This is a genomic window from Nitrogeniibacter aestuarii, from assembly GCF_017309585.1.
Taxonomy (GTDB): Bacteria; Pseudomonadota; Gammaproteobacteria; order Burkholderiales; family Rhodocyclaceae; genus Nitrogeniibacter; species Nitrogeniibacter aestuarii.
The window spans coordinates 1812365-1838413 of sequence record NZ_CP071321.1 but is presented as its reverse complement, the minus strand read 5'-3'; the positions used below and the strand labels follow the sequence as shown (position 1 = coordinate 1838413).

General features: G+C 60.0%; 20 protein-coding genes. 3 read left to right on the top strand and 17 right to left on the bottom strand.

Annotation, left to right across the window (positions count from 1 at the left end; genetic code table 11):
- Window positions 1-60: 60 nt before the first annotated feature.
- From J0W34_RS08520 to J0W34_RS08460, 13 genes are all read right to left on the bottom strand, one after another.
- Window positions 61-1179 carry a DUF6708 domain-containing protein gene (locus J0W34_RS08520; RefSeq protein ID WP_230971371.1) on the bottom strand — a complete coding sequence of 373 codons (1119 nt, stop codon included), beginning with the start codon at window positions 1177-1179 and terminating at the stop codon, window positions 61-63.
- A complete protein-coding gene (locus J0W34_RS08515) occupies window positions 1163-4408 on the bottom strand; it encodes a T6SS effector BTH_I2691 family protein (protein WP_230971370.1) in 3246 nt (1081 codons plus the stop codon). The genes J0W34_RS08520 and J0W34_RS08515 overlap by 17 nt, the downstream gene beginning before the upstream one ends.
- Entirely contained in the window at window positions 4405-5265 is an 861-nt protein-coding gene (locus J0W34_RS08510; protein ID WP_230971369.1) for a hypothetical protein, read from the bottom strand. Before J0W34_RS08510 ends, J0W34_RS08515 begins: the two co-directional genes overlap by 4 nt.
- A gap of 59 nt (window positions 5266-5324) precedes the next feature.
- A complete protein-coding gene (locus J0W34_RS08505; RefSeq protein WP_230971368.1) occupies window positions 5325-8105 on the bottom strand; it encodes a type VI secretion system Vgr family protein in 2781 nt (926 codons plus the stop codon).
- Window positions 8106-8186: 81 nt separating this feature from the next.
- Window positions 8187-8660, bottom strand: a complete 474-nt coding sequence (locus J0W34_RS08500) for a Rap1a/Tai family immunity protein (RefSeq protein WP_230971367.1) — start codon at window positions 8658-8660, stop codon at window positions 8187-8189.
- Window positions 8657-11338, bottom strand: coding sequence for a type VI secretion system ATPase TssH (tssH, locus tag J0W34_RS08495; protein WP_230971366.1), 2682 nt, complete (start codon window positions 11336-11338; stop codon window positions 8657-8659). The genes J0W34_RS08500 and tssH overlap by 4 nt, the downstream gene beginning before the upstream one ends.
- Window positions 11339-11352: 14 nt before the next feature.
- Window positions 11353-12429: a type VI secretion system baseplate subunit TssG gene (gene tssG, locus J0W34_RS08490; RefSeq protein ID WP_230971365.1), complete on the bottom strand. Its 1077-nt coding sequence runs from the start codon at window positions 12427-12429 to the stop codon at window positions 11353-11355.
- Window positions 12393-14231: a type VI secretion system baseplate subunit TssF gene (gene tssF, locus J0W34_RS08485; RefSeq protein ID WP_230971364.1), complete on the bottom strand. Its 1839-nt coding sequence runs from the start codon at window positions 14229-14231 to the stop codon at window positions 12393-12395. The genes tssG and tssF overlap by 37 nt, the downstream gene beginning before the upstream one ends.
- Window positions 14232-14711 (bottom strand): type VI secretion system baseplate subunit TssE, encoded by a 480-nt coding sequence (tssE, locus tag J0W34_RS08480; RefSeq protein WP_227814956.1) that lies wholly within the window; start codon window positions 14709-14711, stop codon window positions 14232-14234.
- Between the two features lie 64 nt (window positions 14712-14775).
- Window positions 14776-15312, bottom strand: a complete 537-nt coding sequence (locus J0W34_RS08475) for an Hcp family type VI secretion system effector (RefSeq protein ID WP_227814957.1) — start codon at window positions 15310-15312, stop codon at window positions 14776-14778.
- Between the two features lie 51 nt (window positions 15313-15363).
- Window positions 15364-16842: a type VI secretion system contractile sheath large subunit gene (gene tssC, locus J0W34_RS08470; protein ID WP_227814958.1), complete on the bottom strand. Its 1479-nt coding sequence runs from the start codon at window positions 16840-16842 to the stop codon at window positions 15364-15366.
- A complete protein-coding gene (gene tssB / locus J0W34_RS08465) occupies window positions 16842-17354 on the bottom strand; it encodes a type VI secretion system contractile sheath small subunit (protein WP_227814959.1) in 513 nt (170 codons plus the stop codon). The genes tssC and tssB overlap by 1 nt, the downstream gene beginning before the upstream one ends.
- A gap of 91 nt (window positions 17355-17445) precedes the next feature.
- Window positions 17446-18183, bottom strand: a complete 738-nt coding sequence (locus J0W34_RS08460; protein ID WP_230971363.1) for a tetratricopeptide repeat protein — start codon at window positions 18181-18183, stop codon at window positions 17446-17448.
- A gap of 70 nt (window positions 18184-18253) precedes the next feature.
- Here J0W34_RS08460 and tssJ point away from each other — a divergent pair, with 70 nt between their 5' ends.
- From tssJ to icmH, 3 genes are read left to right on the top strand one after another with little or no spacing between them, the layout of a single operon-like run.
- Window positions 18254-18868 (top strand): type VI secretion system lipoprotein TssJ, encoded by a 615-nt coding sequence (tssJ, locus tag J0W34_RS08455; RefSeq protein WP_227814961.1) that lies wholly within the window; start codon window positions 18254-18256, stop codon window positions 18866-18868.
- Window positions 18869-18884: 16 nt separating this feature from the next.
- On the top strand, window positions 18885-20231 hold the full coding sequence (gene tssK / locus J0W34_RS08450) for a type VI secretion system baseplate subunit TssK (protein WP_230971361.1): 1347 nt from the start codon (window positions 18885-18887) through the stop codon (window positions 20229-20231).
- The gene (gene icmH, locus J0W34_RS08445) at window positions 20228-21007 is read left to right on the top strand and encodes a type IVB secretion system protein IcmH/DotU (RefSeq protein ID WP_227814963.1); all 780 of its coding nucleotides are present in this window, start codon (window positions 20228-20230) and stop codon (window positions 21005-21007) included. The genes tssK and icmH overlap by 4 nt, the downstream gene beginning before the upstream one ends.
- A gap of 49 nt (window positions 21008-21056) precedes the next feature.
- Here icmH and pstB read toward each other — a convergent pair whose 3' ends face one another.
- The 4 genes from pstB to J0W34_RS08425 form a co-directional block, all read right to left on the bottom strand.
- Entirely contained in the window at window positions 21057-21974 is a 918-nt protein-coding gene (gene pstB / locus J0W34_RS08440; protein ID WP_227814964.1) for a phosphate ABC transporter ATP-binding protein PstB, read from the bottom strand.
- Window positions 21975-21984: 10 nt separating this feature from the next.
- The gene (gene pstA / locus J0W34_RS08435; protein ID WP_230971360.1) at window positions 21985-23298 is read right to left on the bottom strand and encodes a phosphate ABC transporter permease PstA; all 1314 of its coding nucleotides are present in this window, start codon (window positions 23296-23298) and stop codon (window positions 21985-21987) included.
- A complete protein-coding gene (pstC, locus tag J0W34_RS08430) occupies window positions 23291-24676 on the bottom strand; it encodes a phosphate ABC transporter permease subunit PstC (protein ID WP_230971359.1) in 1386 nt (461 codons plus the stop codon). Before pstC ends, pstA begins: the two co-directional genes overlap by 8 nt.
- Window positions 24677-24746: 70 nt before the next feature.
- Window positions 24747-25787 carry a PstS family phosphate ABC transporter substrate-binding protein gene (locus tag J0W34_RS08425; RefSeq protein ID WP_230971358.1) on the bottom strand — a complete coding sequence of 347 codons (1041 nt, stop codon included), beginning with the start codon at window positions 25785-25787 and terminating at the stop codon, window positions 24747-24749.
- Between the last annotated feature and the right edge of the window lie 262 nt (window positions 25788-26049).

Here is a 26049-nt window from a genome sequence, read left to right as displayed (position 1 = left end):
CTTCCCAAGCCAGTCCAAACCAGCCCATGACCCAGTGGATTCACGCCTACCGCGAAACGATCAAACGCTTGAATGCATGACCGCGATCGCCACAAAGCCTGCCATCGCGAACCCCACCGACAGCACCCAGACCCACATCCAACGAACCCGGCGCTTGCGTTCCGTAGCACTCAGATTGGGTTTTTGCTCGTCGCCCTGCTCGGGGTATTGAAATACCGTTCGATCCAGTTCGCGCCAATCCGGCGCGGTCGTCAGATGGAAGATGATCCAGCGACTGACACCGGCCAGTGCCATCACGGGGCTCAGAAGCCAACCGAAGAGACCGATGAAGAAGGCCGGGGTGGTCTCGTTACGCAGGAAGATGGATACCGGATTGGCGTAGTCGAAAGATTCGAAACTCGACTCACGGTAAACGTTCGTCGGGACATAGTCCCACTTGCGATCGGGCTCCTGCATGTAACGGCGAATCAATTCCCAAAGCTGGACCCGGTCGGCGAACCCGACAAAAGACTTCTTTCCGATGATGAAGCGGTCGATCACCTGCTTGGTCTGAGGATCAAGCACGGCCAGTTGGAGAAAATGCAGCCGGCCCGCGGTTGCTCCGGTCGCGTAGTAACCCTTCGTGATCTCGGCACGGACATTGGCCCAGTCATAGGCAACGATTTCTGCACGCCGTTTCGTCGGAACCACAAAGCCAATTACTTGTTTTCGCGGGGCGTATGCTTTGTAAATTTTCCGATTCTTTCTACAAAAACGAACGACCTCTCCTCGTGGAAGCGAGAAAAACGCCCTACTCACAAAATACAGGACGACAAAGCAAACAAGCATCACACCTGCCACAAGGAGCATATATCCATGTCCAGCTTTCGCCCCTACCAAAAGTAAGAATACACTTGCGACAACCATCTGAGGGAGAATGAATAATAGAACAACCATACCAGCAATTCGATCGACAGCGTCATTCCAAGTAACCTGCAAGTAGCTACCATTAAGTCCAGAAACGTCTGAGAAGAAATTTGAGCCAAAATCTCTCCAAGAAACAGATTCCGATAACTTCGGCAAAGTTTTCACGACCCCCGCAGAAACCGGCTCCAGCGCCACATCGGTCACATTCCGGTCATTCTCCCAACCGTTCTCGTTCATTCCATTGAACCCCATACTTTCAATCTGCGACTTCAAGCACGTCATCAAAATACTTCGCTGCATTCCCCTCCTCGGGGAAATACCGCAAATACAATTCCGCTTTATCAAAACGCTCACTGACCTTCCACACTTCGTCCCAGACAACAATCTGCCCTGAACCATTGCTCTGACCACCTTCCCGCTTGTAGCTATGCTCAGATGGTAGCCTCATGAGATCTGTAGAACTCGCCAGAGACGGCGCGCCCTTGTTGCCACCTTTGAGTGCAGCGGGTATCGCAAGCGTTTGGTCGGACAAGGGACCGTCAATCACCGGATCTCCGATGACCTTTCGCCCTTTACCATGGAGCACGAGGCCATACATCACGGTACCCCGCGAATCATGGGGCCATTTTACGGTGACGGAGATTTCGTCCTCTTCGCTGATGAACGTTACCCCGGTATCGTGCCATTCCAATTCGACCACTAATTGGCTGCCGAGCAATTCCATTGCTTCGCGTTCCTGCTTGGCGCTCTTGAACGCCCCCTCCGTACGTTTGTGAGCACCAAATTTGCTTCGATCCAGCCAAATTTCTACCTGAGTATCCTTTACCAAGAAGGCGACATACGTAAAAACCACACCCAAAGCGATGCAAGCAATTAAGATCCCGACCGGACCAAAGAATGCAGATGACCCTATGTACACCCCCCAAGCCCCGACCCCTGCCCCTACTCCTCCAAAAAGTCCCGCAATCCCCATAAGCGTTGAGGCGTCATAGTCGCCACTCTTATAGAACGTCGAGGCCTTCACGAAACCCTGATATGAATCATAAGCGCTTGTCACGACCCCGAAATACCCGCCTACCCTGATCACCGTCGCAGCCGATATCCCCACCATCGTAGCTTCGGCACCCCGGGCAACTTGCACGGCCTTACCCCAAAGTTCCAGGCTTGCGCCGGTGAGGCCGACGGCAGATGAGCCCAAGGCCCATGCCGCGTCTCTATGGCGCCAACCATCCGTCTTGCCATAAACATCGATCGCCTGCTTGATCCCATAAAGTTGAAATACCAAGGCGACGCTGGCAATGCGCACTTCCGAACTGCCGGCCATGGTCAGGGCGGAGCGGGTCATGCGGGTGGCGCTTTGTACGGCGCGCGTTTCCGCCAATTGGGTGGGCAGGCGCGAAAGGACCTGGCTACCTTCGGCAAGGTTGTGGCCGACGACGGTGAGCCGCCGCAGGGCCGCTTGGGCGCCTTTGGCGGCGCCTTGACCGATGCGGGTACCAGCGCCGGCGGCCGATTCGGCACCGGCGGCAGCCCCACGTGCCAAGGCTTTGGTGGCATTGGCACCAGCGCCCATCAACACCTCGGCGGTGGTGCCCAGAGCGTCGGCAAGGTTCTTGACCAGGGCGTGTCCTTTACCCGAGATCCAGAAGGTAAAACCGATGAGCCGCTGTGCCATCGGGCTGTCGTGCGGAATGCGCAGTTGGGCGCCGAGCGCCATAGCGGCGAAGTTACGCCCCGCTTCCCGAGTGATGTCCTTCAAGCCTTCGCCGAGCATGTGCATGGCGATGCGGTGCCATTCGTCGAGCGTCAGTTCGATCTTGATCAACACCACGGACGTGTCGGCGATCAGGTGAGCGTAGGCGAGCCCGAGCTTGACCTGCAGCCGGTCGAGTTCATACGTGGCCTTTTCGACCGCTTCGCTGGCCGCCTGGCCCGCGTCGGTCATGCCCTGGGTAGCGCGGCGGGCTGCATCACTCGCCACAGCGCTAAAGGCGCCAGTCACCGTGGTGAGCAGTGCGGCGCTCGTTTCGTTGATGATGGTGTTGGCATGGCGGGTCACGCCACCCAGGTCGTCCGATTCGGCCGCCTTGGAGAGCATGTCGAAGAGCTTGCCGTGGGTGCCCGTATCGGTCAGCAGTTGGCCGATGTTCTGCTCATCCGCGTTCTTGAACGCGGTGCGCCACTGCTCCTGATTGGCAAGGATGCCGCCAATGGCGTAGTTGGAGACGTCCAGCGCATCCTTTTCGGCCATCTGCTTCCAGTACTCGAGACTATCTTTTCCCAACACTCCGCCGGCCAGCAAGCGGCTGCTGACCTCGATGGCCCCGGGGCCGTCGGCGATGTTGTGCGCGTCGTAGTCGCTCATGGCGAGGCTCAGCGACGTAGCGCTCATCCAGGCGACATAGTCCGGGTCGATCTGCTCGATCTTCTTCAGGTGCGCGTCGCGTTTGTTCTTGTAGCTCTTGAGGAATGCACTGCGCGCGGCCTCGTCGTAGTGTGCTTCGAGATCTTCCCATTTCTTTCGGGTACGCGATTCCGCACGCTGCGCGTCGGTGCGATAAGGGCCCCGACGGCGTTGTTGTCGCTTCTTCTCGGCCGCGACCTCAGCCTTGGTCTGCACCTGAATGAACTCGCGCAACCCTTCGATCTGTGTGGCGCAGGAGTATTTCCAAGCGACCTCGGGGTCGGCAAGATAAGTCTTGTAGCGGTCAAGTTCGAACATGCGCCAGGTGTTCAGATCCGTAGCGCAGCCGATTGGGTCTGGTAACGTGAGCACGGCTCCCTTGCCCGGCAGGATCATATTCATGCGATCGGAGAGGCTGGCGAAGTCGGCGCCATCGGTGCGCGGCTTGAACTCGAAATAGTTGTCCTTGAAATAGCTCGCAACGTATTTCGGACCATACTCGGGAATGCGTCCAGACGCTTCGCCTACCGGGATGGCACCGGTCTGTTGCTGTGAGCCGAGCCATGCCTGAGGACTGAATTCGATAAAACGAGGTAGCGGATCTTTCGCCCAATGATCACGCACACTCTTGGTCCAGAAATGTTCGCTGTACGCGAAGTAGGCCTTGGCGATCTTTTCCGGCTCGGGAAGACTGATGATGGACGCGTTGATACTGTGAGCCTTGCGGTTGCAGGCCGGTTCGCTGGGGGTTGGCACGGGCTGGGTACTGAGCGGTATCTCGCGCAGCAGACCCGACGGCGAGACCATGTAGCACTGCCAGCGCCAAATGCCCGTATCGGCGCGTTGGTATCGGATGTAAACGAAGCCGGCGCGCATGGTTCTGAGCGTGTAGCGCGCATGCCCGAGGGCAGGAGCGCCAATGCCGTCGAGTACCGCTTGTGCCTGAGCGGGCAAGTCAAATACCGGCATGGCCTTTGGGGCGACACCGATGCGTGTGAGCAGAATGGGCAGGCCAACGCTGGGGCAGGCGTCGCAATCGCTACCAGTGTCGGTGGTGCTGGATGCCAGCGTTTTTTGGATCAGCTCAGTCGTGCTCATTTTCGGGCCTCCGTTGCCGAGTGCGCCAGCACTTCCCAAACCGTTTCGGGTACGGAAGCAGCGCAAGTGGAGAAATCGCTTTTTCGTTGAAGAAAATCATTGAAGTACGGTTGGAGTGCTTCGGCGCGCTCGAAGCCACGACCGAACTGCGACGACAACAAGGCAAAGAGCACGCGGTCGGTCGCACTTCGACAACCGGACTGACTGGCGTATTCGACTAGGGAATCGAAGTGCAGCAAAGCTCGAGCTTGATCCAACGCAAGCGCTTGGCCGCTATGGACCAGGCATTGGTTAACTTCCGCGATACGCTCGAGCGCGGCAAGCTGTGGTGCTTCAAGATATTGCGGCATTGCTTCGGAAGGCGATGCATCGAAGCACTGCAACTGACCGGCCCAGTCGAGCCAGCACCAGCGCATCTTCGAGCCGAGCCAAGCTGAAAGCGCAGAGCTACCCAGGATCCGTATCAGATGGGCGAAGACGCGAGGATCCCAATAACGGAATAGGCTGGAACCAGCGAGGCCCTTCGGCGGACGAGCCGCCTGAGACAGGTTTACATGCAAGGCGGCGACGTCGACGGCATCAACCATTAACCAGGCGCACACGCTTCGCGGAGCTGGCAGGTTTGCCGAGGCAAATTCGACTTCACCCAATGCAATTTCGAACGTAGCCTGAAGCAACTTTTCACCAGCAAGATCGCTAGGTATCTGCAGCGTAAATGGCTGGAGTCCGCGGCTAAGCGGCATACGGACAGTCTTTGGCACAGGCAGGTTGAAACCTTGCCCCGTCAACGCCAACACGGGATCGGTCAGTATCGGGTCGCAAAACACGAACACGCTGGCGCCACCCGTCTGTTCCACTCGCTCCCAAAATTGCGTTATTACACCGTCAAGACGTGCCACCGCCCAATCTGACGGTATCACGCGAGCGCCCCACCATTGCCCGCCGCAATTGCCGCATTTTGAACGCACCCCTTCAAATCCCCCGCCTTGGGCAAACTCGCACTCACACTACTGCTCTTCGGCCCGGTCAGATTCTTCTGGCTGGCCTTGAGTTGCACTGCGCCCGGGGCGTGGATCTGGATGTTGCCGCCATCGATTTTCAGGTACGCGCCCTTGGCGGTGGCCAGCAGGTGGCCTTGGGCGCTGGCGTTCACGTTGGCGGCGGTGCTGGCGACGGTGACCTTTTTGTCGGCGGCGGCGCGGATCTGGCCGCTCTGGGCCTGGGTGCTGACCTTGCCGCTGGCGGCGTGCAGGTGGATGCCGGTTTCGGTGTTTGCGGCGCGGCCTTCGGCCTTGCCGACGGTGAACAGTGCGATGCCGTCCTTGGTGGCCAGGGTGTGGTTGGCCTGGGCGACCCAGTTGGTGGCCTGACCGGTGGTGAGGCTGGTGGTTTTGCCGGAGACCAGCATGGCGTTGGCGGGGGTCAGTTGGGCGATGCCTTTGGGGGCCGCGTACTGGATGCGCGGTTTGCTCCATGCGGGGATGGTGCCCGTGCCGCCCTGGACGGCCACGAAGTCCGATCCGCTTGCGCTGCCGCCCGCGCTGGCGCTGGACGAACGCGAGGTGGTGGCGCCCATGGTGTCTGCGGCGTTCTGAAGTGCGGCGTTGGCGCTGAGCTCGGCCGCCGCAGCATCGCCGTCGAGCGCGGCATTTTGCTTGGCAGCCACGTCGGCCAGTGCGGTGCTCAAGGCCTGGGCCTCTTGCGTCTGGGCGATGGGCTCGCGGCTGTCGAGGTGGGCACTGCGTGCCCCCTGACGGGCATCAGCGCTCACGAGCAGGCCGCTGCCGGCTCTGAGCGCGCCGCTGGCCTGGGTGTGCAGGCTGGCGCCATGCCCCAGGCTGTCGTGGCGGGCGTTGTCGCTTTGATGCTTCAGGTGGCCCAGCTGCAGTGCGCTGGCGTATTCGGTGGTGCCCAGTTCGATGCGCGGTTGGCCGGGCGTGTCGTCGAACACGATCTGGTTGAATCCGCCGCCCCCGCTGCGGCTGGCGGACAGCTGCTGGGTTTTGAGGCCGGACAGGCTAGCCCGATGCGTGTGCGGCTCGTTTTGCTCGCCGGCAAAGAAGGCCGGCGCATTGCCGCTGCTTTGCATGTCGCCCTGCGACTGCTGGTTGCTCTGTGCGTCTGCCGCGCCGCGCCCGTTGTAGCTGGCACTGAGGATGACCGGGCGGTCGATATCGCCATGGAGGAATCCGACCGCGACCTCCTGCCCGGGGCGCGGGTGGAAGTGGCCGCCCCAATTGGCGCCGGCCACTGGCGCGGCCATGCGCAGCCAGACGCCAAGCGCATCGGAGGCAGGTGCATTGTCGTCACCGGCCGGGTGTTCGAGCCGGTTGGCACCCTGTCCGCCACGCTGCCAGGCAAACTGCACCCGTACGCGCAGATCGCGGTCGGTGTGCGTGGGCTCGCCTGCACCGACGACAACCGCATTGAGCATGGCCGGCACGGCCGGCTTCGGGAATACGGGCTGCCCCGATGCCTGGATGGCCAGGGCCCGCCAGGGCACGTAGGCGCGCAGCACGGTGAGCTGGTTGCGGTAAAGCGGCGTGGTCTCGTTGTCGCTGTCTTGCGAGGCGCCGAGTGCTTCGATGGCTTGCGGAATCCGCTCGGCCAGATTGTTTCGCGCCTGATGCGTGACGCTCACGATCACGAAGCGGGCGTCGTCTTCCCCCTCAAGCGCATGCTCGGGGTGGTCTGCCAGCGTAAAGACGGTGGCGGGCGCCGCGGTGCGTACGCTGCCTTCGGCGGCGAACAGCTTGTTGCGGGCGTCAATGGCTTGCTGTCGGTTCTGCAGGCGTCGCTCGCCCTGAGCAGCCGACTGCCATCCGTACTGACCCGCATCGTCAGTCGCGGTCATGGGCGGTGCTGCCTCCCCATTGTCCGTAAGCGAGGCACCAGTCTGTGTTTGTGCCTGGGCGGCACGATAGTCCCAGGTAGCCGCGGCGGATTCACGGGTGGCCAGCTGGCGTGCCCCCGCCCAGCGATCGAGGCTGTCTTCCGCCAGGGCGGCACCGGGCTGGGTGAAACGGAACTGCGCCTGAGTGTTGTCGGCAAAGGCGCCATTGTGGTCGGCAATGATCAGGGTGTGCGCACCGAACGCTTGTGTTTCGTCCGCCTGGTGTTCGAACCAGCAGAACAGGCCTTCATCCGCCAACAGGCGACGGAGGAAATGCAGGTCGGTTTCCTCGAACTGAACCGTGAACGAGCGCTTGGGGTATCGCGCCCGATCGGCGATCTCCCAGGACCAGGCGGGCACCATCATGCCCTGCCCCTGCCAGTCGCCCAGCAGTTCGTCGACGATTTCGAAGACGGTCTTGTCCTGGAACACGTAGCTGTCTGCACGATAACCGAGCATGGCCAGCCACGGTTCGATGGTGAGGGCATAGCGGGCGAAACCGCCATTGGCGCCGGTGCGCTCGAAGCGGGTGACATGCCCATGGAAGGGACGTCGGTCGTCACGGGCCAGGCTGGTCTGCAGATCGAGACGAACCGTTTGGCCGAGCAGTTGCGTGGGATCGAGATCGGCGCGGGACGACAAGGCGGTGAGCTTGATGCGATACCCGGCGTGCGCGCGTACCGGACCAAGCCCCTCGACGACTTGCGCCGATTCGGCGAGAAGGACGTCGCGACCAAGGGGCGTCTGCAAAATCATCAGACGGTCGGTCTGATGCCAGAAAGAGCCTAGATCAAGTGGGTTCATGCCGTTACATTCGCGCTACAGAGAGGTTCACCAGAAAATTCAGGGGCGAATATCTCACAACATTGTCATATTCAGTATGGATTAATGCCTGTTTTCGGTCTCAGAGTCGACAATCTTCTTCTCGCCGCACGGATAGGTCGCAAACAACAGGTCGGCAAGCGCGTGCGCCGCAGAACGTGTCGGAACCGGATCGCTGCGCAAACCATCAATCAAATCGCGGGACACCGCCAGGCGGGACTGTCCGGAAGCATCGATACACCAGCGAGAGCCCTCACCGCTGTCGACCACCCCGGCAATGAACATCATGACCTGATCGTGCGCGAGGCTCTTGCGCATGCCGACGGAGACAGACGGTGGAATCGGGGTCACCGGCTGCCCATCCGCGTGCGTGAGCAGGCGCGAGATGCTCATGGTCTCGCCCGAGGCAGATTCGACCGCCCCCGCGCCATGGTTGTGCGCGAACCCGGCGCCGCTCACCACCACCATCGTCGACAGCCCTGCGAGCCACCGGGCGGCACGAGGCGGGATCGGGCGCACGTGGGTCTCTCGTTTCATTTGATGGTGTACTTGAATTCGCCGCTCTTGAGCGCCGTCGCCCGGATCCGCGAGATCTCGCCGCCTTCGGCCATACGCGCCAGCACTTCTTCGGCCACCTGCGGCAACAAGGTACCGCTGAGAATGTGGTCCACGTTGCGTGCGCCGGAATCCACTTCGGTGCAGCGTGCCAGCACCGCGTCGACGAGTTTGTCATCCCAGACAAATTCCGCCTTGTGGTTGGCAGCAACGCGATCGCGGATGCGACCGAGCTTGAGTTCGATGATGCTCACCAGAACCTCGTCGCTGATCGGGTAGTACGGCACCACTTTCATTCGCCCGAGGAACGCCGGCTTGAAATGCTTGAACAGCACAGGGCGCAAGGCATCGGCCAGGTCGTCGGCAGCGGGCAGATCTTCGGGCGCCTGATTGAGGCAGGCTTGCATGATCTGGCTGGAGCCGACATTGCTCGTCAGGATGATCAAGGTGTTGCGGAAGTCGATCTCGCGCCCCTCGGCATCGTCGAGCACGCCTTTGTCGAACACCTGGAAGAACAACTCGAGCACATCGGGGTGCGCCTTTTCGACTTCATCGAGCAGCACCACGCTGTACGGGTTACGACGCACGGCCTCGGTGAGCACACCGCCTTCGCCGTAGCCCACGTACCCCGGCGGCGAGCCCTTGAGGCCGGAGACGGAGTGGGCCTCCTGATATTCACTCATGTTGATGGTCACAAGCTTGCGCTCGCCACCGTAGAGAATGTCGGCCAGGGCCAGTGCGGTCTCGGTCTTGCCAACGCCGGACGGCCCAACAAACATGAAAACGCCTTTGGGCTTGTTCGGGTCTTCAAGGTTGGCGCGAGCGGTGCGTACGCGCTGGGCAACCGCGTCAAGCGCATGATCCTGACCAATGACGCGGGTTTGCAGCATGGGTTTGAGGTTGAGCACGGTCTGGATCTCGTCCTTGACCATCTTGCCCAACGGGATACCGGTCCAGGCGGCCACGATTTCAGCAACCACATGTCCGTCCACCTGTAGAGGCACCATGGGCGTCTCACCTTGCAACTCGCGCAGCTGCGCCAGCTTGGCGTCGACTTCATCGTCTTGCCTGGCCGCCTTCTTCTTGCCCTTTGGCGCCGGCTCTGCGTCGTTTGCAGTACTGCTCTCGCGGACTTCACGCAGCGCGAGAATCTCTGCCACCAGGGCTTTTTCCTGCTCAAATCGCTGGCGGTGATCGACCAGATCTTTCTCGATGGCGCTGATTTGTGCCTTGAGTTCGCCCAGACGGGTGTCATGCCACATGCCCGAAGCGGCCTCACGCTCCAGGGCCACCAGTTCGGCGCGCTCTCGCTCCAGTCGTTTTTCTGCTTCGTCGATCAGGGCGGGGGTCGCGCTCTGCCCCAGGGCCACCTTGGCACACGCGGTATCCAGCACACTGATGGCCTTGTCGGGGAGCTGACGTCCGCTGATGTAGCGGTGAGACAGGCGCACGGCTTCGCTGACCGCTTCGTCCAGCACCCGAATACCGAAATGCGACTCCATGAGCGGCACCATGCCGCGCAGCATGGCCGCAGCGAGTGACTCGGAGGGCTCTTCGACCTTCACCACCTGAAAGCGACGCGCGAGCGCGGCATCTTTTTCGAAGTACTTCTTGTATTCCGCCCACGTCGTTGCAGCCACCGTGCGCAGTTCGCCGCGCGCCAGGGCCGGCTTGAGCAGATTGGCCGCGTCGTTCTGCCCGGACTGCCCACCGGCACCAATCATGGTGTGGGCCTCGTCGATGAAGAGAATAATCGGCTTGGGACTCTTCTTGACCTCGTCGATGACATTCTTCAGGCGGTTCTCGAATTCGCCCTTTACGCTGGCGCCGGCTTGCAGCAAGCCCATGTCGAGGGTATGCAGTTCGACGCCGACCAGCGGTGGCGGTACGTCGTCTTTGGCAATGCGCAGTGCGAGCCCCTCAACGACCGCCGTTTTACCGACGCCGGCTTCACCGGTCAGAATCGGATTGTTCTGGCGCCGGCGCATGAGAATGTCGATGGTCTGCCGAATCTCGGCATCGCGACCGATCACCGGATCGATCTTTCCATCCCGGGCACGCTGGGTGAGATTGGTGGTGAACTGGTCCAGCGCCGGCGTGGCAGAGGCGCCGCCCTGCCCCAAGACCGCAGCCTCGTCATCGACCGCGTTGTCCGTGGCATCCTGCATGCCGCGCGCTGCGCGGGCCTCCGCCGAGCCATCGGTCAGTTTGTCGAATTCGTGCTTGAGCGACTCGCGCTTGATTTTCTCGAACTGCCTGGAGCCGCGGAAGGCCAGTTGGGACAGGTCGGGCTCGTTCATCATGGCCAGCAACAGGTGGCCTGAGCGGATGCGCGGGTTGTGAGTGTCGAGCGATGCAATCAACCAGGCCTGCTCGAACAGCTTGGGCACATGCGGAGAGAATACCGGCGTACGCGTATTGCCAGTCTTGAATCGCGAGATCTCCTCGGACAGATCCCGCTCAAGCGCGGACGGACTGATGCCGCTGCGCTTGGCCACGGTAATGAAATCTGAATCCGGCTGTTCGGTGAAGGCCAGGAACAAATGCTCCAGATCCACCTCGTAGTTTCCCCTCGAGATGCACAGGTTGGCGGCACGTTCGGCCGCTGCGCGGCACGGGTCGTTGAGTTTGCTGATGAGTGTTTTCAGGGATGTGCTCATGACGATTCGATTTTTCAGTGAATGGCATGGAGTTCAAACACCGTGTCGGCGCGGTCTTCGTGAACGTCACGCGTGACCATGAAGGCGTCGAAACCAAGCCGAACGCCTCCGTGAGAACTCAGTTGGGTTGGTCTGACGTCAGCCGCTCTGAGAATCGGCCGTACTTCGTATTCGAACTGGGACCCCGTGGCGAGTGACAGGAGTTTTTCGAGTGCGCAAGCCTGCTCGCCTTGGGGCAGGAAAGATTCATAGGTTTCGCGGGCAAGCGGACCAATGTGCACGCGTACCCTGAGATTTCGCTGCCAGACCCGCTCACCGGACATGGCCGTTTGACCCAGGCACGCGTTGCGTCCCCCGAGCGTCGTGCGCTGTTCTTTCGGGAGTGCATACCAGCGCCCCACGAACTGTTCGATACGCACTTGAACACCGAAGTACTGGCTCAGCATGCTTTGCAATGCAACCGCCGACACCGGCCGCTGGCGCATGAGCCCGGCGAAATGGGCAATCGATTCATCATCGATACGCCCGGGTGACGCGGCAAGACGGTCGCGCAGAGATTCGAAGCCCAAGCCGCCGAGTGCCAGAATGAGGGGCAGGAAACGATTACGCCGGTCGGTTTCGTACTGGACTGCCAGCCGGTACTTTCGCCAGGCGCGATAAAACTGGCCGACCGCCCGATTCGAGAACAGATCGAAAAAAGCGCGGGCGCTGCGGTCGCGGTTAAATCGTTCGCGTCGCTCCACCGACTCGGTGTAATGCACGGGAAGTGTCCCATGCATGCCCAGCATGCCCATGAACGCCGGGGTGATCTGGACATACCGAATGCTGCGGCTCGGATGCGCACTCTCAGGCGCGGCAGTGTCGGCTTCGATCAATGCGGCTTCGATCTGACTGGGCGCAAAAGACAGCTGCAGCGAATTTCGAAAACGGATCAGATCGGAGACAGCACCCTCGTCGTTCCCCCGACCGCGGCCATGCGCGCGAAAGAAACGATCGAGCAGTCGCACCGCCTGGAAAAACTCGAACTGTTGTGGCGATTGCTCGATCTGATCGATTAGCCCAGGATCGAATTGCCGGTGCGCGGTTCGCATCGGATCAATACCTCCCCGGTACGGCTGGAAATCAGCACGAGCTGGATGAAACTGTTCAGGTGCACGTAAAGCCCCAGGAATCGGTCCAGCACCTGGGCGAAGACATGCAGCCCGGTACCGACAAAGCTCTCTTCGTCCACCGTCAGCGTGACTTCGACGCCACGGACAAAGCTGGCGAAGGGCTGACCGGCCATCCACACGGTCTTGTCGGCATGATCGATATCGATGATGCCGTCGATCTGCCGGCGCGTAACCGCAGTGCGAGGCAGATCGTAGAGCGTGAGCATTTCCTTGAATGCTGACAATCCGCTGCGCGTCAGCGAAAGATGGTTGAGCGACAGATGGGAGATCAGACGCCACTGCCCACTGCGTCGATGCTCGAATCGTGCGGGTTGCGTCGGTTTGCGCAAGAGACGAATCGACTTGGCGACCGAGCCGCCCTCAAGAAAGAGGTCTCCACTGGGCATACCGATCGACATCGCCGTCGGCAAGTCCCGGTTGGTGCATTTGAGCTTGACGCTCAGGGTGTCTGCGTAGCGCTCCAGGGGATCGAAATCGGCATCAACCACCGACAACTCAAGTTCATACCCCGGACTCCGCTCAGCCACCAGTTCATTGCGTTCTGCATACCAGTAGTTACCGTTTTCCTCCGGCACCTCGCCGTGCCGCAAGGAGAAAAACGGGCGGAATTCGGTGATGTGCTCGCCCTGCGCGCTTTGCCTGACACGGCGAACCGAGTCAATTGAATACACCTCGTAGGCATAGGCGCGACGCGCGTCGGCGACCACCGGGTAAGTGGTCTGGCGGTGGGTCACTCGAATCGGCTCGCCGCGCTGTTCGAACAGATTCACCACCGGAACACAACCGAGACGGATATTCTTTGGGCCCAGCGTCTGCAGCAGTCGAGCCGCATCGCTGTCGGCGCTCAGGTCCGAAAACGCAAGGTGGATGTTCAGTCGGCTCCCGCGCCGGGCCGATCCGGGTAGTTTCGACAGATCGACATCGAAGAAATTGAACTTCTCGGCAAAGGCAAAATACTCGGTCAGGATGCGATACGCCGCGTGCGTACTGTCGGGTATCTCGATCAACGCCTCCTCGTCATCAAACCCGACCGGCTGAATCAGCGCAGGATCAGCCTTGCGCCAGAGCTCATCCGAGCCCGACGCCCAGAGCCCCTTCAGCCTGACGAACAGGCAGTCGCGCAGGGCGGCGGCAATCGAGGGCTCGGCATCGATGTAACAGCGCAGACGCGACAGACTTTGAACGCGCCAACCCTCCTCTGTGGCCGGCACATCCAGCGACAAGGTCAACAGGGCCGACGTCTTGACGGGGACCCGCACGGAGGACGGCGCTCGAACCAGGGGGTCGAACTCCAGACCACTGACCCTGATAGGCGCTAGTTCGACATCCCATGCTGTCCTGAATCGGCAGTTTGCCCCTTTGATGGGACGGGACGTCAGTTCGGTACCTCGGGGCAGGCTTGCCGGCGACGACAGTTGAAGGTCAGCGCCTTCGGTGTCGAAATATGCAATCGAGCACGCGGGAAACGGTCTCAGGTAGTGCGGGTAGAGAACGTTGAGCAACGCCTCGGTAAATTGCGGATAGCTGTCTTCGATCTTCTTGCTGACGCGTGCGTTCAGCAGCGCGAAGGATTCGATCATCCGTTCGATATGCGGATCGTCACAGCCTTCGCCCGACAACAGCAAACCAGAGGCAATTTTCGGGTACCGCTCGGCAAACTCCCGCGAATGCCTTCTGAGAAAGGCCAGCTCGCGCTCGTAGTAAGGCAGCAGATCTTCCATTTAGCCTCCAAGGCCCCGGTTGATCTGGCGATTGACCGAATACTGAAGCGTCGTGGGCTGCAGCATGGCGTCGAAACTCACAGGTTCTTGCGCGGGACGAACCACCAGCATGGCCTTGATCGAGAAGAACAGCGCATTGATCGAGTGCCGATCCAGCTCTAGGTTGACGCGAACGTCGCGCAAGCGGGGCTCATGACGAGCGATCGTCCGCTCGATCGACTGGCAAATCCGGGCCCTGTCATGCACGCTCGCCAGGGACATGCCGGCAAAGTCATTCAGGCCAAACGTCACCACAGAGCGCATGCTCTCCGGAAACGCCTTGGACAAGCCTTCGTCAACCGTCGTCCGGGCATTGAGCAGCGCCTCGAGATCTCGGGCGACCGAGTCTTTCAATTCGTCGAGCGAAAGCCTGCGTCGAACAGGCGAAGCCACGTCGTCGCAGAAGAGCTTGTCGAGCAGGGAGGGTTCGAAGCCTTTCATGGCGGATCCAACCAAAAAGAACGGCGGAACAAACGTTCCGCCGTTCCTTGGAACAACCGACCGATTACGTCAGGCTCGGCGTGTTCTTGGCCAGGTTCCAGGCGCCCTGGATGTTGACCTTGCCGGACTTGTTACCGTCGATGTTCAGCTCGTCGTAGGTCCACTTCACAGCGGAATACTTCAGAGAGAAGGTCTCGGACGGGATGCCTTCGTCGGACACAGACGGGGAAACGGAAGAAACGATCACGTTCTTCAGTTCGATCTTCATGTACTGGTGACGGTTCTGGGTACCGCTGGGGTTGCCAGTGGTGTTCTTGCCACCGAAAGCACGGTAGAAATAGATGATCACGTCATTGACGACCAGACCCGAGGAGCATGCCTGGTAGAGCTTGGGGCTCGAACCATCGATGTCCTTGGTGAAGATCATCTCGCCGTGCTCGACACGCTCGGCCGTGTGACCACCCGCTGCCGACGCGGTCGCCGACTTGGGTTGACGCATGGTGTGACTCCAGGTCGACACTTCAACCTGATCCTTGTGCTTGGCGTCGCGGGAGTCACCCTTCAGGTCGCTACCCTTGAATTCGACGTAAATATCCTTCATTGCTGATCTACTCCTTGCGTAGAAACGGGGTCTGCGGGGTCAATGTTCTGTTTAGCCGTTCGAGTTGGGCAGCTCTGCCACCAGGCGAAGCGATACCGACAATTCGTCGAGCTGGAAATGGGGTCGAATGAACGACACGGCGCGATAGACGCCAGGACGGCCCGGCACTTCACTCACTTCAATGGAAGCTTCACGAAGCGGGAACTGAGCCTTGGTCTCTTGCGATGCGGAATCGTCGGCAGTCACGTACTGATCCACCCAGCGCTGGAGGTACATCTCGACGTTTGCCGCAGACGCGAAGCTACCGATCTTGTCGCGCATCATCGCCTTCATGTAGTGCGCGATACGGCACACGGCAAAGATGTATTGCAGCTGTGCGGAGAGCGATGCATTGGCGTTGGCCGCGTCGGTATCGTACTTCTTGGGCTTCTGGCACGACTGGGCACCAAAGAAGGCCGCGTAATCGGTGTTCTTGCAATGAACCAGCGGCATGAATCCCAGGTCGCTCAGCTCTTTCTCGCGACGATCGGTAATGGCCACTTCGGTCGGGCATTTCAGCGCGATTTCGCCATCGTCGGTGCGGAAGGTGTGCGTCGGCAGGTCTTCAACGAGACCGCCACCTTCCACGCCCCGGACAGCGGCACACCAGCCGTAGCTTTCAAAGGCACTGGTCAGTCGTGCAGCAAACGCAAACGCCGCGTTACACCACAGGTACTTGCTGTGATCGGAGCCATCCACTTCTTCGACGAAGTTGAAGCCCTCGGTGGTGATGCCGTCCACCGGGTTGTAAGGCAAGCGACCCAGGAAATGCGGCAAGGTGAGGCCAACGTAACGCGAATCTTCCGCTTCGCGGAAGGATTTCCATTTGGCGTACTCAACGGTATCGAACACTTTCGACAGATCGCGCGGCTTGCCCAGATCCGTGAAGGTTTCGAGTCCGAACATGTCGGGAGACGCCGCAGAAATGAACGGTGCATGCGCTGCGGCTGCTACGTGGGACATCTGCTCGAGGAAGTACATGTCTTCCGGCTGACGCGAGACCTCGAACTGCCCGATCAGCGTCCCAAACGGAGAACCGCCAAACGTACCGAACTCTTCTTCGTACACTTTCTTGAAGAGCGCGCTTTGATCGAAATCGATGGCCGTCTTGAAGTCCTTGACCAGCTCCTTCTTGGTCGCACTCATGAGCTTGATCTTCATCAGCTCGCCGGTCGAGGTCTGCTTGCACAGATAGTGCAGGCCGGTCCAGGCACTTTCGAGCGCCTGAAACTCGGGCGCGTGCATCACTTCACTCAGCTGAGACGAGATCAGGCGATCAAGTTCCGCCACCCGGGCATCGAGTGACGCAGCGAGGTTCTCGGACACCACGACCTCGCCCTCAAGCACCTGACTGGCGAACTCGCTGATGATATCTTTGGCGCGCTCGCGCTCAGCGTCCGAACGGGCAACCCGACTTTCAGCGACGATCGAGTCGAGCAGACTGCCTTCGGCTACGGTCGCGCCATTTGACATTTCGGCCTGGGCACTCATTACTGATCCTCCGACTTCGACTTGCCTTCACCGAGAGCCTGCAGTTGCTCGGTGCTCTGAAGCACCTCAGCAAGCAGATCCTCGAGCTTTTCGTTACCGGCCAACTTGTTGCGAAGATCGGCAAGTTTGGATCTCGCTTCCATCAACTTTCTCAGCGGCTCGACCTGCTCGACGACGGACTCCGGCCGAAAATCTTCGAACTTGTTGAAGGTCAGATCAACGCCGAGCTCCCCGCCGTCTTCCGACAGTCGGTTCTTGACGCGATACGCGGCACGAGGCGCAATCGCACCCATGACGTCGTCAAAGTTATCAAGATCAACATTGACGAACTTGCGATCGCGGAGCTTGCCCTGAGGCGCCTGGCTTTGTCCGGCAAAATCGCCGAGCACACCTGCCACAAACGGAATTTCCTTCTGCTCGACAGCGTCACCTTTCTCGACGTCATACGTCAGCTGAACGCGCGGCGGACGCACCTTCTGCAGGCGCTTCTGAACACTTTCTTTCTTGGACACGATCATCTCCTGTTCAGGGATGGAGTGCAGCGCCTGAGCCGACACTCCGAGAGGCCACTGTCACTTCGACGAGCAACAGCATGGCGTTGAATTATTCGAGAGCGCTGAACGGATCTCCGTTCACCTTGACGTCAGGTTTTGCAGCCACTGCACTCTCGGTCTTGGCCGCCGCTTCGGCAGCCTTGCGCTTGAGGTAGCGCGCTCGCGCCCGCGCCTTGGCTTTCGCCTTGGCCTCTTCCTCAGCCCGGGCCTGGGCTTCCTTATCGACAGGAGGCACGAGCACCTCTTCACCCAAGGTTTCTCTGAGCACCTTCGCCAGGTTGACCGCATCGGCGCGTGCAGACCCCTTCATGTCTTCATCATTTCTCAGATCATCGAGAGACTGGGTCGCAACCCGCAGACCACTGACCGCACGAATGCTCTTGGCAACGCGATCGGCCGGATCACGCTGAAGAACCTCATCGGCCGCGACGATCGCCTCACCATAATTGGCTGCATCGAAGTAGAGCTTTGCGAGTCGCGCCCAGGGCGCCTTGCGCGTGGGGTTTTCGCTGGCCAGTTTGCTGAGCATGGCCACCGCCTCATTCGACTTCTTTTCGCCGATGAGTCCAGTGACCTGCTTTTCGGAACTCTCCATCGCCTTGGCAAAATCCATATCGGAGAGCGGCTTGGTTGTGGTCGCACAACCTGAGAGCACAAGCAGCAAACCGAAGAGAGGGAGGAGCGCCCCACGACCGAAAAACAACATAAAACACCTATCAAACATCTGGACTGGCAACGAGCGGCATGATGCCATAGACATTGCCAAATGCGGAGCGCCATAGTACATTGACATCTCTTTTAAAGCAACGCATTTGCATATCTCTTAAGCATTTGCTCACACTTTCCTCAGACATTTCGTGACTTTCCACTCGACTGTTTCCCGGTCCGCGACGTTGATTGCGGCAACCCTTTGTATTTGCTTGACATTAACCGGGTGTGGAACGGCCACCGCCGTGCAGGTTGTCGGCGCCGCAGTGAATGCGGCACTCGAGACGAGCGGCCTCAAGTCCAAAGAGGGCCCCAAGACAGTCACCGTCCGTCTGGATACGGGCGACGCCCTCAACAGCACGTCTGATGGTGAACCTCTGGCTTTGCTGGTGCGGATATATCAGCTCAAATCCGACGCGGGATTCTCTTCGCTCAGCTATGCCCAGTTCGCCAATCCGGGAGAGGAACAGAGCCAGCTCGCCGACGAGGTCGTCCACGTTCGCGAGATGATGCTGCTCCCGGGCAAGTCCTATTCGATCGAAGAGCGGCTGGATGAACAGACGCATGTCATCGGTATCGTCGCCCTGTTCCATTCGCCGGCGCCCAGTCGCTGGAAGTATGCCTTCGACACAACCACCGACAATGACGAAGGCATTGCCGTCGGACTGCATGCCTGCTCGATGACCGTCGGGCACGGTCAACTCACCAACCCCCAAAACGCCGCAACTGCGGCACGCCTCGCCGGCGTGCGTTGTGGCTCTTGAAGTACAGGACGCTCCATTGACCCGTCACGCCAAAGTACTCTGGGGCGAAGGCCTTTTCCTCCGCCCACAGCATTTTCAGCAGCAGGACGCCTATCACGAAGCTCAGATCCGTCAGGCACTGCTGACAGCGCAACCGTTTGGCTGGGGGCTTCGCAGCCTCGACATCGATCAGGATGCATTGTCCAGCGGCACCTTGCGCATTGAACGCATCGACGCAGTCCTCCCCAATGGAGAGCGTTATCTGGCGCCCGACGAGGACCGCCTGCCCGCCCCGCTCTCACTCGATGGACTCGATCTCGACGAGGGTGCCACGGACATCTTGCTCGCGGTCCAGCATCTCAGGCCACATGGTGGAAACGCCAGCCCGGAGGGCGACACGGAGGAAAGCACCCGATACCTGATCGACAATCGCGACACCGTTGATCTGTTTACCGACGCGGCCGAGGCCCCGCTGCCCGTGCTCGTCAAGACATCGGTGCTCAAGGCCGCGAGCGAAAGTACCGACGCTTACCTGACCGTTCCCATCCTGCGTCTTCGCAAGACCCCGGCAAACGGCTACGAGAAGGATCCACGGTTTGTGCCCCCGTCATTGACACTGGCAGGCGCACCGCTGCTCCAGCTCCAGTTGCGCCGTCTGCTCGATGCGCTGCAAGCCAAGATCAACGCGCTGTACGGGTTTCACCGTGAACCGTCGAAACACATCATTGAATTCCGTTCGGGCGATGTTGCCTCTTTCTGGCTGCTGCATACGGCCAGCAGCGCTTTCGCCGCACTCTCGCACCTGCATCAGAATCCGCTGCTTCATCCAGAGCGACTGTTCCAGGAGCTGTTGCGACTAGCCGGCGGCCTCATGACCTTTTCGAAGGGGTTCACGGTCAACGACCTGCCCGCCTACGAGCATGCAAACCCGGGCCCTGCGTTTCTCAAGCTCGACCATCTGTTGCGCGAACTTCTCGAGACCGTGATTTCGACCCGTTACTTCTCGATCGCCCTGTCCGAGCCGAAGCCTGCCTTCCACATGGGACGCCTCGAGTCGGAGAAGATCGACGACGACACCGCGTTCTACCTGTCCATTCAGGCCGCCATGCCCATGGCGCAACTCATCGAATCGGTGCCGTTGCAGTTCAAGGTCGGGGCGCCAGACGATGTGGACAAGCTCGTTCTCTCTGCCATGGGCGGGGTCCGGCTGGAGCATGCGGCACAAGTGCCTCCGGCGATCCCGGTCAAGCCGAATGCCACCTACTTTTCGCTGGATCGACGCTCGGCGCTGTATGACCGCATGCTGCAGGCGGGCACGATCACCATCTACATTCCCGAGAGCTTCGGGGATCTGAAACTCGAACTCATTGCCGTTAACTCATGACCATTCCCGCCCCGCCCCCTTCCCTGTTCGGTGATTTCGCCAAACCCGACCCGAGTGTCGAGCCCAACACGACGGCGCATAGTCTTGTCGACCTGCTCTACGACGGTCTCTACATGATCTTTCTGCTGAAGAACCAGAAGTCGCCGGACGACGCTGACCGGTTCACCACGCAGATCCAGAAGTTTCTGGGCGAGTTCGAGCGCCGGGCCCAACGCATGAACTTCGCCTCCGAGGACATCTTCGATGGCAAGTATGCCTTCTGCGCCATGGTCGACGAGACGATCCTGTCTTCCCGCTTGAGCATTCGCGAGATCTGGCAGCGCCGACCGCTTCAGCTGAGCCTTTTCGGCGATCAACTGGCCGGAGAACACTTTTTCGACAAGCTGGAAAAAGCCCGCAACGGTGGCGCGAGCCGCATTCAGGCGCTCGAGGTCTTCCACATGTGCCTGTTGCTGGGCTTTCAGGGCAAATACATGCTCGAAGGCCCCGAGAAACTCGCCTATCTGACCAGTCAGCTGGGCGAGCAGATCGCCCACATCAAGGGCAAGAAGAATGCCTTCGCGCCGCACTGGAAGATTCCGGACAAGGTGTCGCACACGCTCAAGCGCGAACTCCCGGTCTGGGTGCTGGCGGCAGTTTTTTCCTTTGGCGGTCTCATCGCCTATCTTGGGATGAACCATCTGCTGGCGCGCCAGACCCGCGAGGCCCTGCAGCCTTATCAGCAGATCGTTCAGCTTGCGCCCAGAGCGCCGACACTGACCATCACGCTGCCATGAAAAAACGCCCCTTCGCAGGGGCGTTTCATTTGATGCTGAGAATCTACAATCAGCCGAATCGACCGGTGATGTAATCCTCGGTCAGCTGATGACGCGGATTGATGAAGATATCGTCGGTCGAGCCGATCTCGATCAGATCACCCAGATGGAAATAAGCCACGCGCTGGGACACCCGCGCTGCCTGCTGCATCGAATGGGTGACGATACAGATGGAATACTGCTGACGCAGTTCATCGATGAGCTGCTCGACCTTGGCAGTGGAGATCGGATCGAGCGCCGAGCACGGCTCATCCATGAGGATCACCTCGGGCTCGATGGCAATCGAACGGGCGATACACAGACGCTGCTGCTGGCCACCTGACAGTCCCAGACCAGGATCGTCCAGACGATCCTTGACTTCATCCCACAGGTTGGCTTTGCGCAGACTGTTTTCAACCACTTCGTCTAGGTCAGCCTTGGATTGAACCAGCCCGTGAATACGCGGCCCGAACGCGATGTTCTCGTAGATGGACTTCGGGAACGGGTTCGGCTTCTGGAAGACCATGGAAACACGGGCGCGCAACGGCACCACATCCACGTTCTTGTCCATGATGTTCTCACCGTCGAGCAGAATCTCGCCGGTCACGCGGGCGATCGACACCGTGTCGTTCATCCGGTTGATACACCGCAGGAAGGTACTCTTGCCGCAACCGGACGGACCGATCATGGCCAGCACCTCGCCCTTGCCAACATCGAGGCTGATGTTCTTGATGGCGTGCTTTTCGCCGTAATAGACGTTCACGTCGGTACAGCGAATACGCGGATCTTCAACTCGCGGCTCACCCACGGTGGTACGGCTGTCACGGTGAACCGTCGCGGTGGACTTGCGCGCATTGCTTTCCACTTTTGCCGTGTCTTCAAACGTTTCAGCACTCATGGCTTTTTCTGCAGTTTCGGGCACGTTCGCCTCATCAAAATTCATTTTCATTTTGCCCTCCTTACCAGCGACGCTCAAATCGCTTGCGCAGCAGCACCGCAATGGCGTTCATGGCGGCAAGAAACACGAGCAGCACGATAATCGCGGCCGAGGTACGTTCCACATAGGCACGCTCGGGGCTGTCTGCCCACAGGTAGATCTGCACCGGCAGTGCAGTCGACGGGTCGAACACGCCCGAGGGCACGTCGGCAATAAAGGCGACCATACCGATCATCAGCAGGGGCGCGGTCTCACCCAGCGCCTGCGCCATACCGATGATCGTACCGGTCAGCATGCCAGGCAAAGCCTGCGGTAGCACATGATAGAACACCGTCTGCATGGGTGATGCGCCAATGCCCAGTGCTGCTTCGCGAATGGACGGCGGCACCGACTTGAGTGCGGCCCGACCGGCGATGATGATGGTCGGCAGGGTCATCAGCGTGAGCACCAGACCACCGACCAGCGGTGCGGAACGCGGCAGGCCGAAGAAGTTGATGAACACCGCCAGGCCGAGCAGACCGAACACGATCGAAGGCACGGCAGCGAGGTTGTTGATGTTCACCTCGATCAGGTCGGTCCAGCGATTCTTGGGTGCGAACTCCTCAAGATAGACCGCCGCCAGCACGCCCATGGGGAACGACAGTGACAGGGTCACGATCAAGGTCAGGATCGAGCCCGTCAGCGCGCCGCGAATGCCGGCCAGTTCCGGATCACGCGAATCACCGTTGGTGAAGAACGCCACGTTGAAGCGGGACTCAAGACGGCCTTCGCTCTGGAGCTTGTCGATCCAGGCCAGCTGGTTGTCCTTGATACGGCGGTCAACTTCCGGCTCGTTGCGATCGATATGCCCTTTCATGAGCATGTCTACATCGTCGTCCGCAGGCACCCACAAACTCACGGTCTGACCGATGAGTTCGGGATTGGCCAGAATCCTGTCGCGCAGCTCGAACGAGGCACCGTTGCTCACCAGCCCGTAAAGGGCGAACTTCTCGCGTCGCTCGGTCACTTCCGGGAACAGCTCGCGCAGGTGCTGCTTGATCATGCCCGAATAGTTGGCCGCGCGAATGGCGGCCACATTGTGTTTGCCTTCGGGATCAACGTCTGCGGCAATCACGGGCACATCGAGCCGGATGTAGGTCTGCCAGAAGGCGGAATATCCCTTGCTGACAATGCTGAACAGCAGCAGGCACAGGAAGAGCAGACCCAAGCCGACGGCCACCTTGCCATACAGCTGGAACCGCACTTCCGCCGCGCGGCGCTTCTTCATGCCCGCCATGACGACTTCGAAATTGCGCTCCCCGCGGCTCCGGGTCTGAGCGTTGGTTTGATCAGTCATACTGCTCTCGGTACTTGCGCACGATGTAAAGGGCGAAAACGTTCAGGCACAGGGTCGTGACGAACAGCATCAGGCCCAGTGCAAAGGCCGCCAGTGTTTTCGGGCTGTCGAACTCCTGGTCACCCACCAGCAGCGTCACGATCTGCACGGTCACCGTCGTCACCGCCTCAAGCGGGTTGGCGGTCAGGTTGGACGACAGACCGGCGGCCATGACCACAATCATGGTTTCACCCACGGCACGGGAGACCGCCAGCAGCACGGCACCAACAATCCCCGGCAACGCTGCAGGAAAGATCACCTTGCGGATGGTTTCGGATTGGGTCGCCCCCATGCCGTAGGCGCCATCACGCAGTGACTGGGGCACGGCATTGATCACGTCGTCGGACAGCGAGGAAACGAAGGGAATGATCATGATGCCCATGACCAGACCGGCAGCCAGCGCACTCTCCGAGGCCACATCGAGCCCAAGGATCGTGCCCGAGTCACGGATGAACGGCGCTACGGTCAGTGCGGCGAAGAAGCCATACACCACGGTCGGGATGCCGGCGAGCACCTCAAGCAGCGGCTTGGCCGTGGAACGGACTTTTGGCCCGGCATACTCTGACAGGTAGAAGGCCGCCATCAGTCCGATGGGGACGGCCACCACCATGGCGATGACGGTAATGAGCATGGTGCCGGCAAACAGGGGCACGGCGCCAAATGCACCGGTCGACCCGGCCTGGTCGGCGCGGATGGCGATCTGCGGGCTCCAGTTCAGACCGAACAGAAACTCGTGGAACGGCACAGCATGAAAGAAACGGATCGACTCGAACAGCACCGACAGCACAATGCCGACGGTGGTGAGGATCGCGACGAGCGAGCTGGCAATCAGCACGCCCATGATGATGCGCTCGACGCCGTTGCGGGCGCGATGATGCGGACGAATGCGGGAGAACGCGAACCAGCCGGCGACAGCAGCGATGCCGAAGGTCACCGCAATCAGCGTTGCACTGGCAATGGATTGCAGGTTCCTGTAACGCTCGGCGGCCGCCTGCATGGCGGCATCAGGCGTTCCGGAAACCACGTTGCCGGAAACCAGATTGTGCAGATCATTGACCAGCAGGTTGAGCTTGGCCGGCTCAAGTGCGCGCACGCTCGCGGGCATCTCGGCCACCACCATCTGGGTGATGATCGAACCTTCGAAGGCCGACCACAAGCCGAAAAGAATCAGGGCAGGCAAGGCAGCCCAAAGCGCTACATACAGGCCGTAGTAACCGGGGAGCGAATGCAGGTTTCGGATCTGGCCGCCTGCGACGCTTAGCGCCCGGCGGCGCCCAACATAAAAAGCCGCCGAGCAAAAAGCCAGCAGCAACAAGAGAATGATCGGCGTCTGGGTCACGATGGAATGTCGCTATCGGAAAAAGCAAATCGGCAGGCGGGGCACGAACCCCACCTGCCGGCCCGACATTTTACTTCATCGGAGTGAGGTTCATCACTGCATTTTTAACTGCAGCGTATTCCTCGGCGGGCAGCGGAATCAGACCGCGCTCGGCCAGATAGCCTTCCTGGCCCATGGACTTCTCGCTGGTGAACTCGGCAAGGTATTCCTTCATGCCCGGGATCACGCCAACGTGCGCCTTCTTCACGTAGAAGAACAGCGGGCGGGACACCGGATAGTCGCCGGAGGCGATGGTTTCGAACTCGGGCTTGACGCCTTCGATCGACACACCTTCAACCTTGTCGCGGTTCTGGTCCAGGAAGCTGAAACCGAAGATGCCGTAGGCAGCCGGGTTGGCTTCGAGCTTTTGCACGATCAGGTTGTCGTTTTCACCGGCTTCGATGAAAGCACCGTCTTCACGCATGGTCTGGCAAGCGCCCTTGAAGGCTTTCTTGTCGGTCTTGGCCATGGCCTTGAGGAACGGGAACTCTTCGCAACCGGTATCCATCACCAGTTCCACGAAGGCGTCACGCGTGCCGGAGGTCGGCGGGGGGCCAAGCACTTCGATCTTGGTGGCCGGCAGCGCAGCGTTGATGTCCTTCCAGGTCTTGTACGGGTTCGGCACCATGGTCTCGGAGCCGTCCGGATTCGGCACGTCCTTGGCCAGGGCCAGGTACAGTTCCTTGCGGGTCACGTTGACCGGGTTGCCGGTCTTGGCGTGGGCCACGGAGATGCCGTCGTAGCCGATCTTGACTTCAACGATTTCCTTCACGCCATTGGCAGCACACTGCTCCACTTCGGTGGACTTGATGGCGCGCGAAGCGTTGGTGATGTCCGGGTGCTGAACGCCCACACCGGCACAGAACAGCTTGATGCCGCCGCCCGAACCAGTGGATTCGATCTTAGGCGTCTTGAACTTGGTCGCCTTGCCGAACTGCTCGGCCACAACGGTAGCGAACGGATACACCGTGGAGGAACCCACGATACTGATGTAGTCACGCGAAGCCTGTGCAAAAGCAGAGCCGATCGAAGCTGCCGTCAGTGCAGCCAGGGCGAAAGCCGCCTTTTTCATCAAGAAACCTCCTGTAGAGATGAAGCTTTGGCGCCACCTGCCACATCGGCGGGCGGTCGCTATGTTCGTTGAGAGTCGGCACCGGATCGGTGTTGTCTCTCGAGCGGCGCCATTATTTGTCAGAAACATTACAGTCATGTGAAACCCGTTCAAACGATCGATTTCACCGTCACTAAGACACAAGTCGTAACGCTCCCGCTGGCTTGATAGTGACGATTTTTCATTACATTTCAACGCGTTGAATCAAAAATTCAAATGCAAG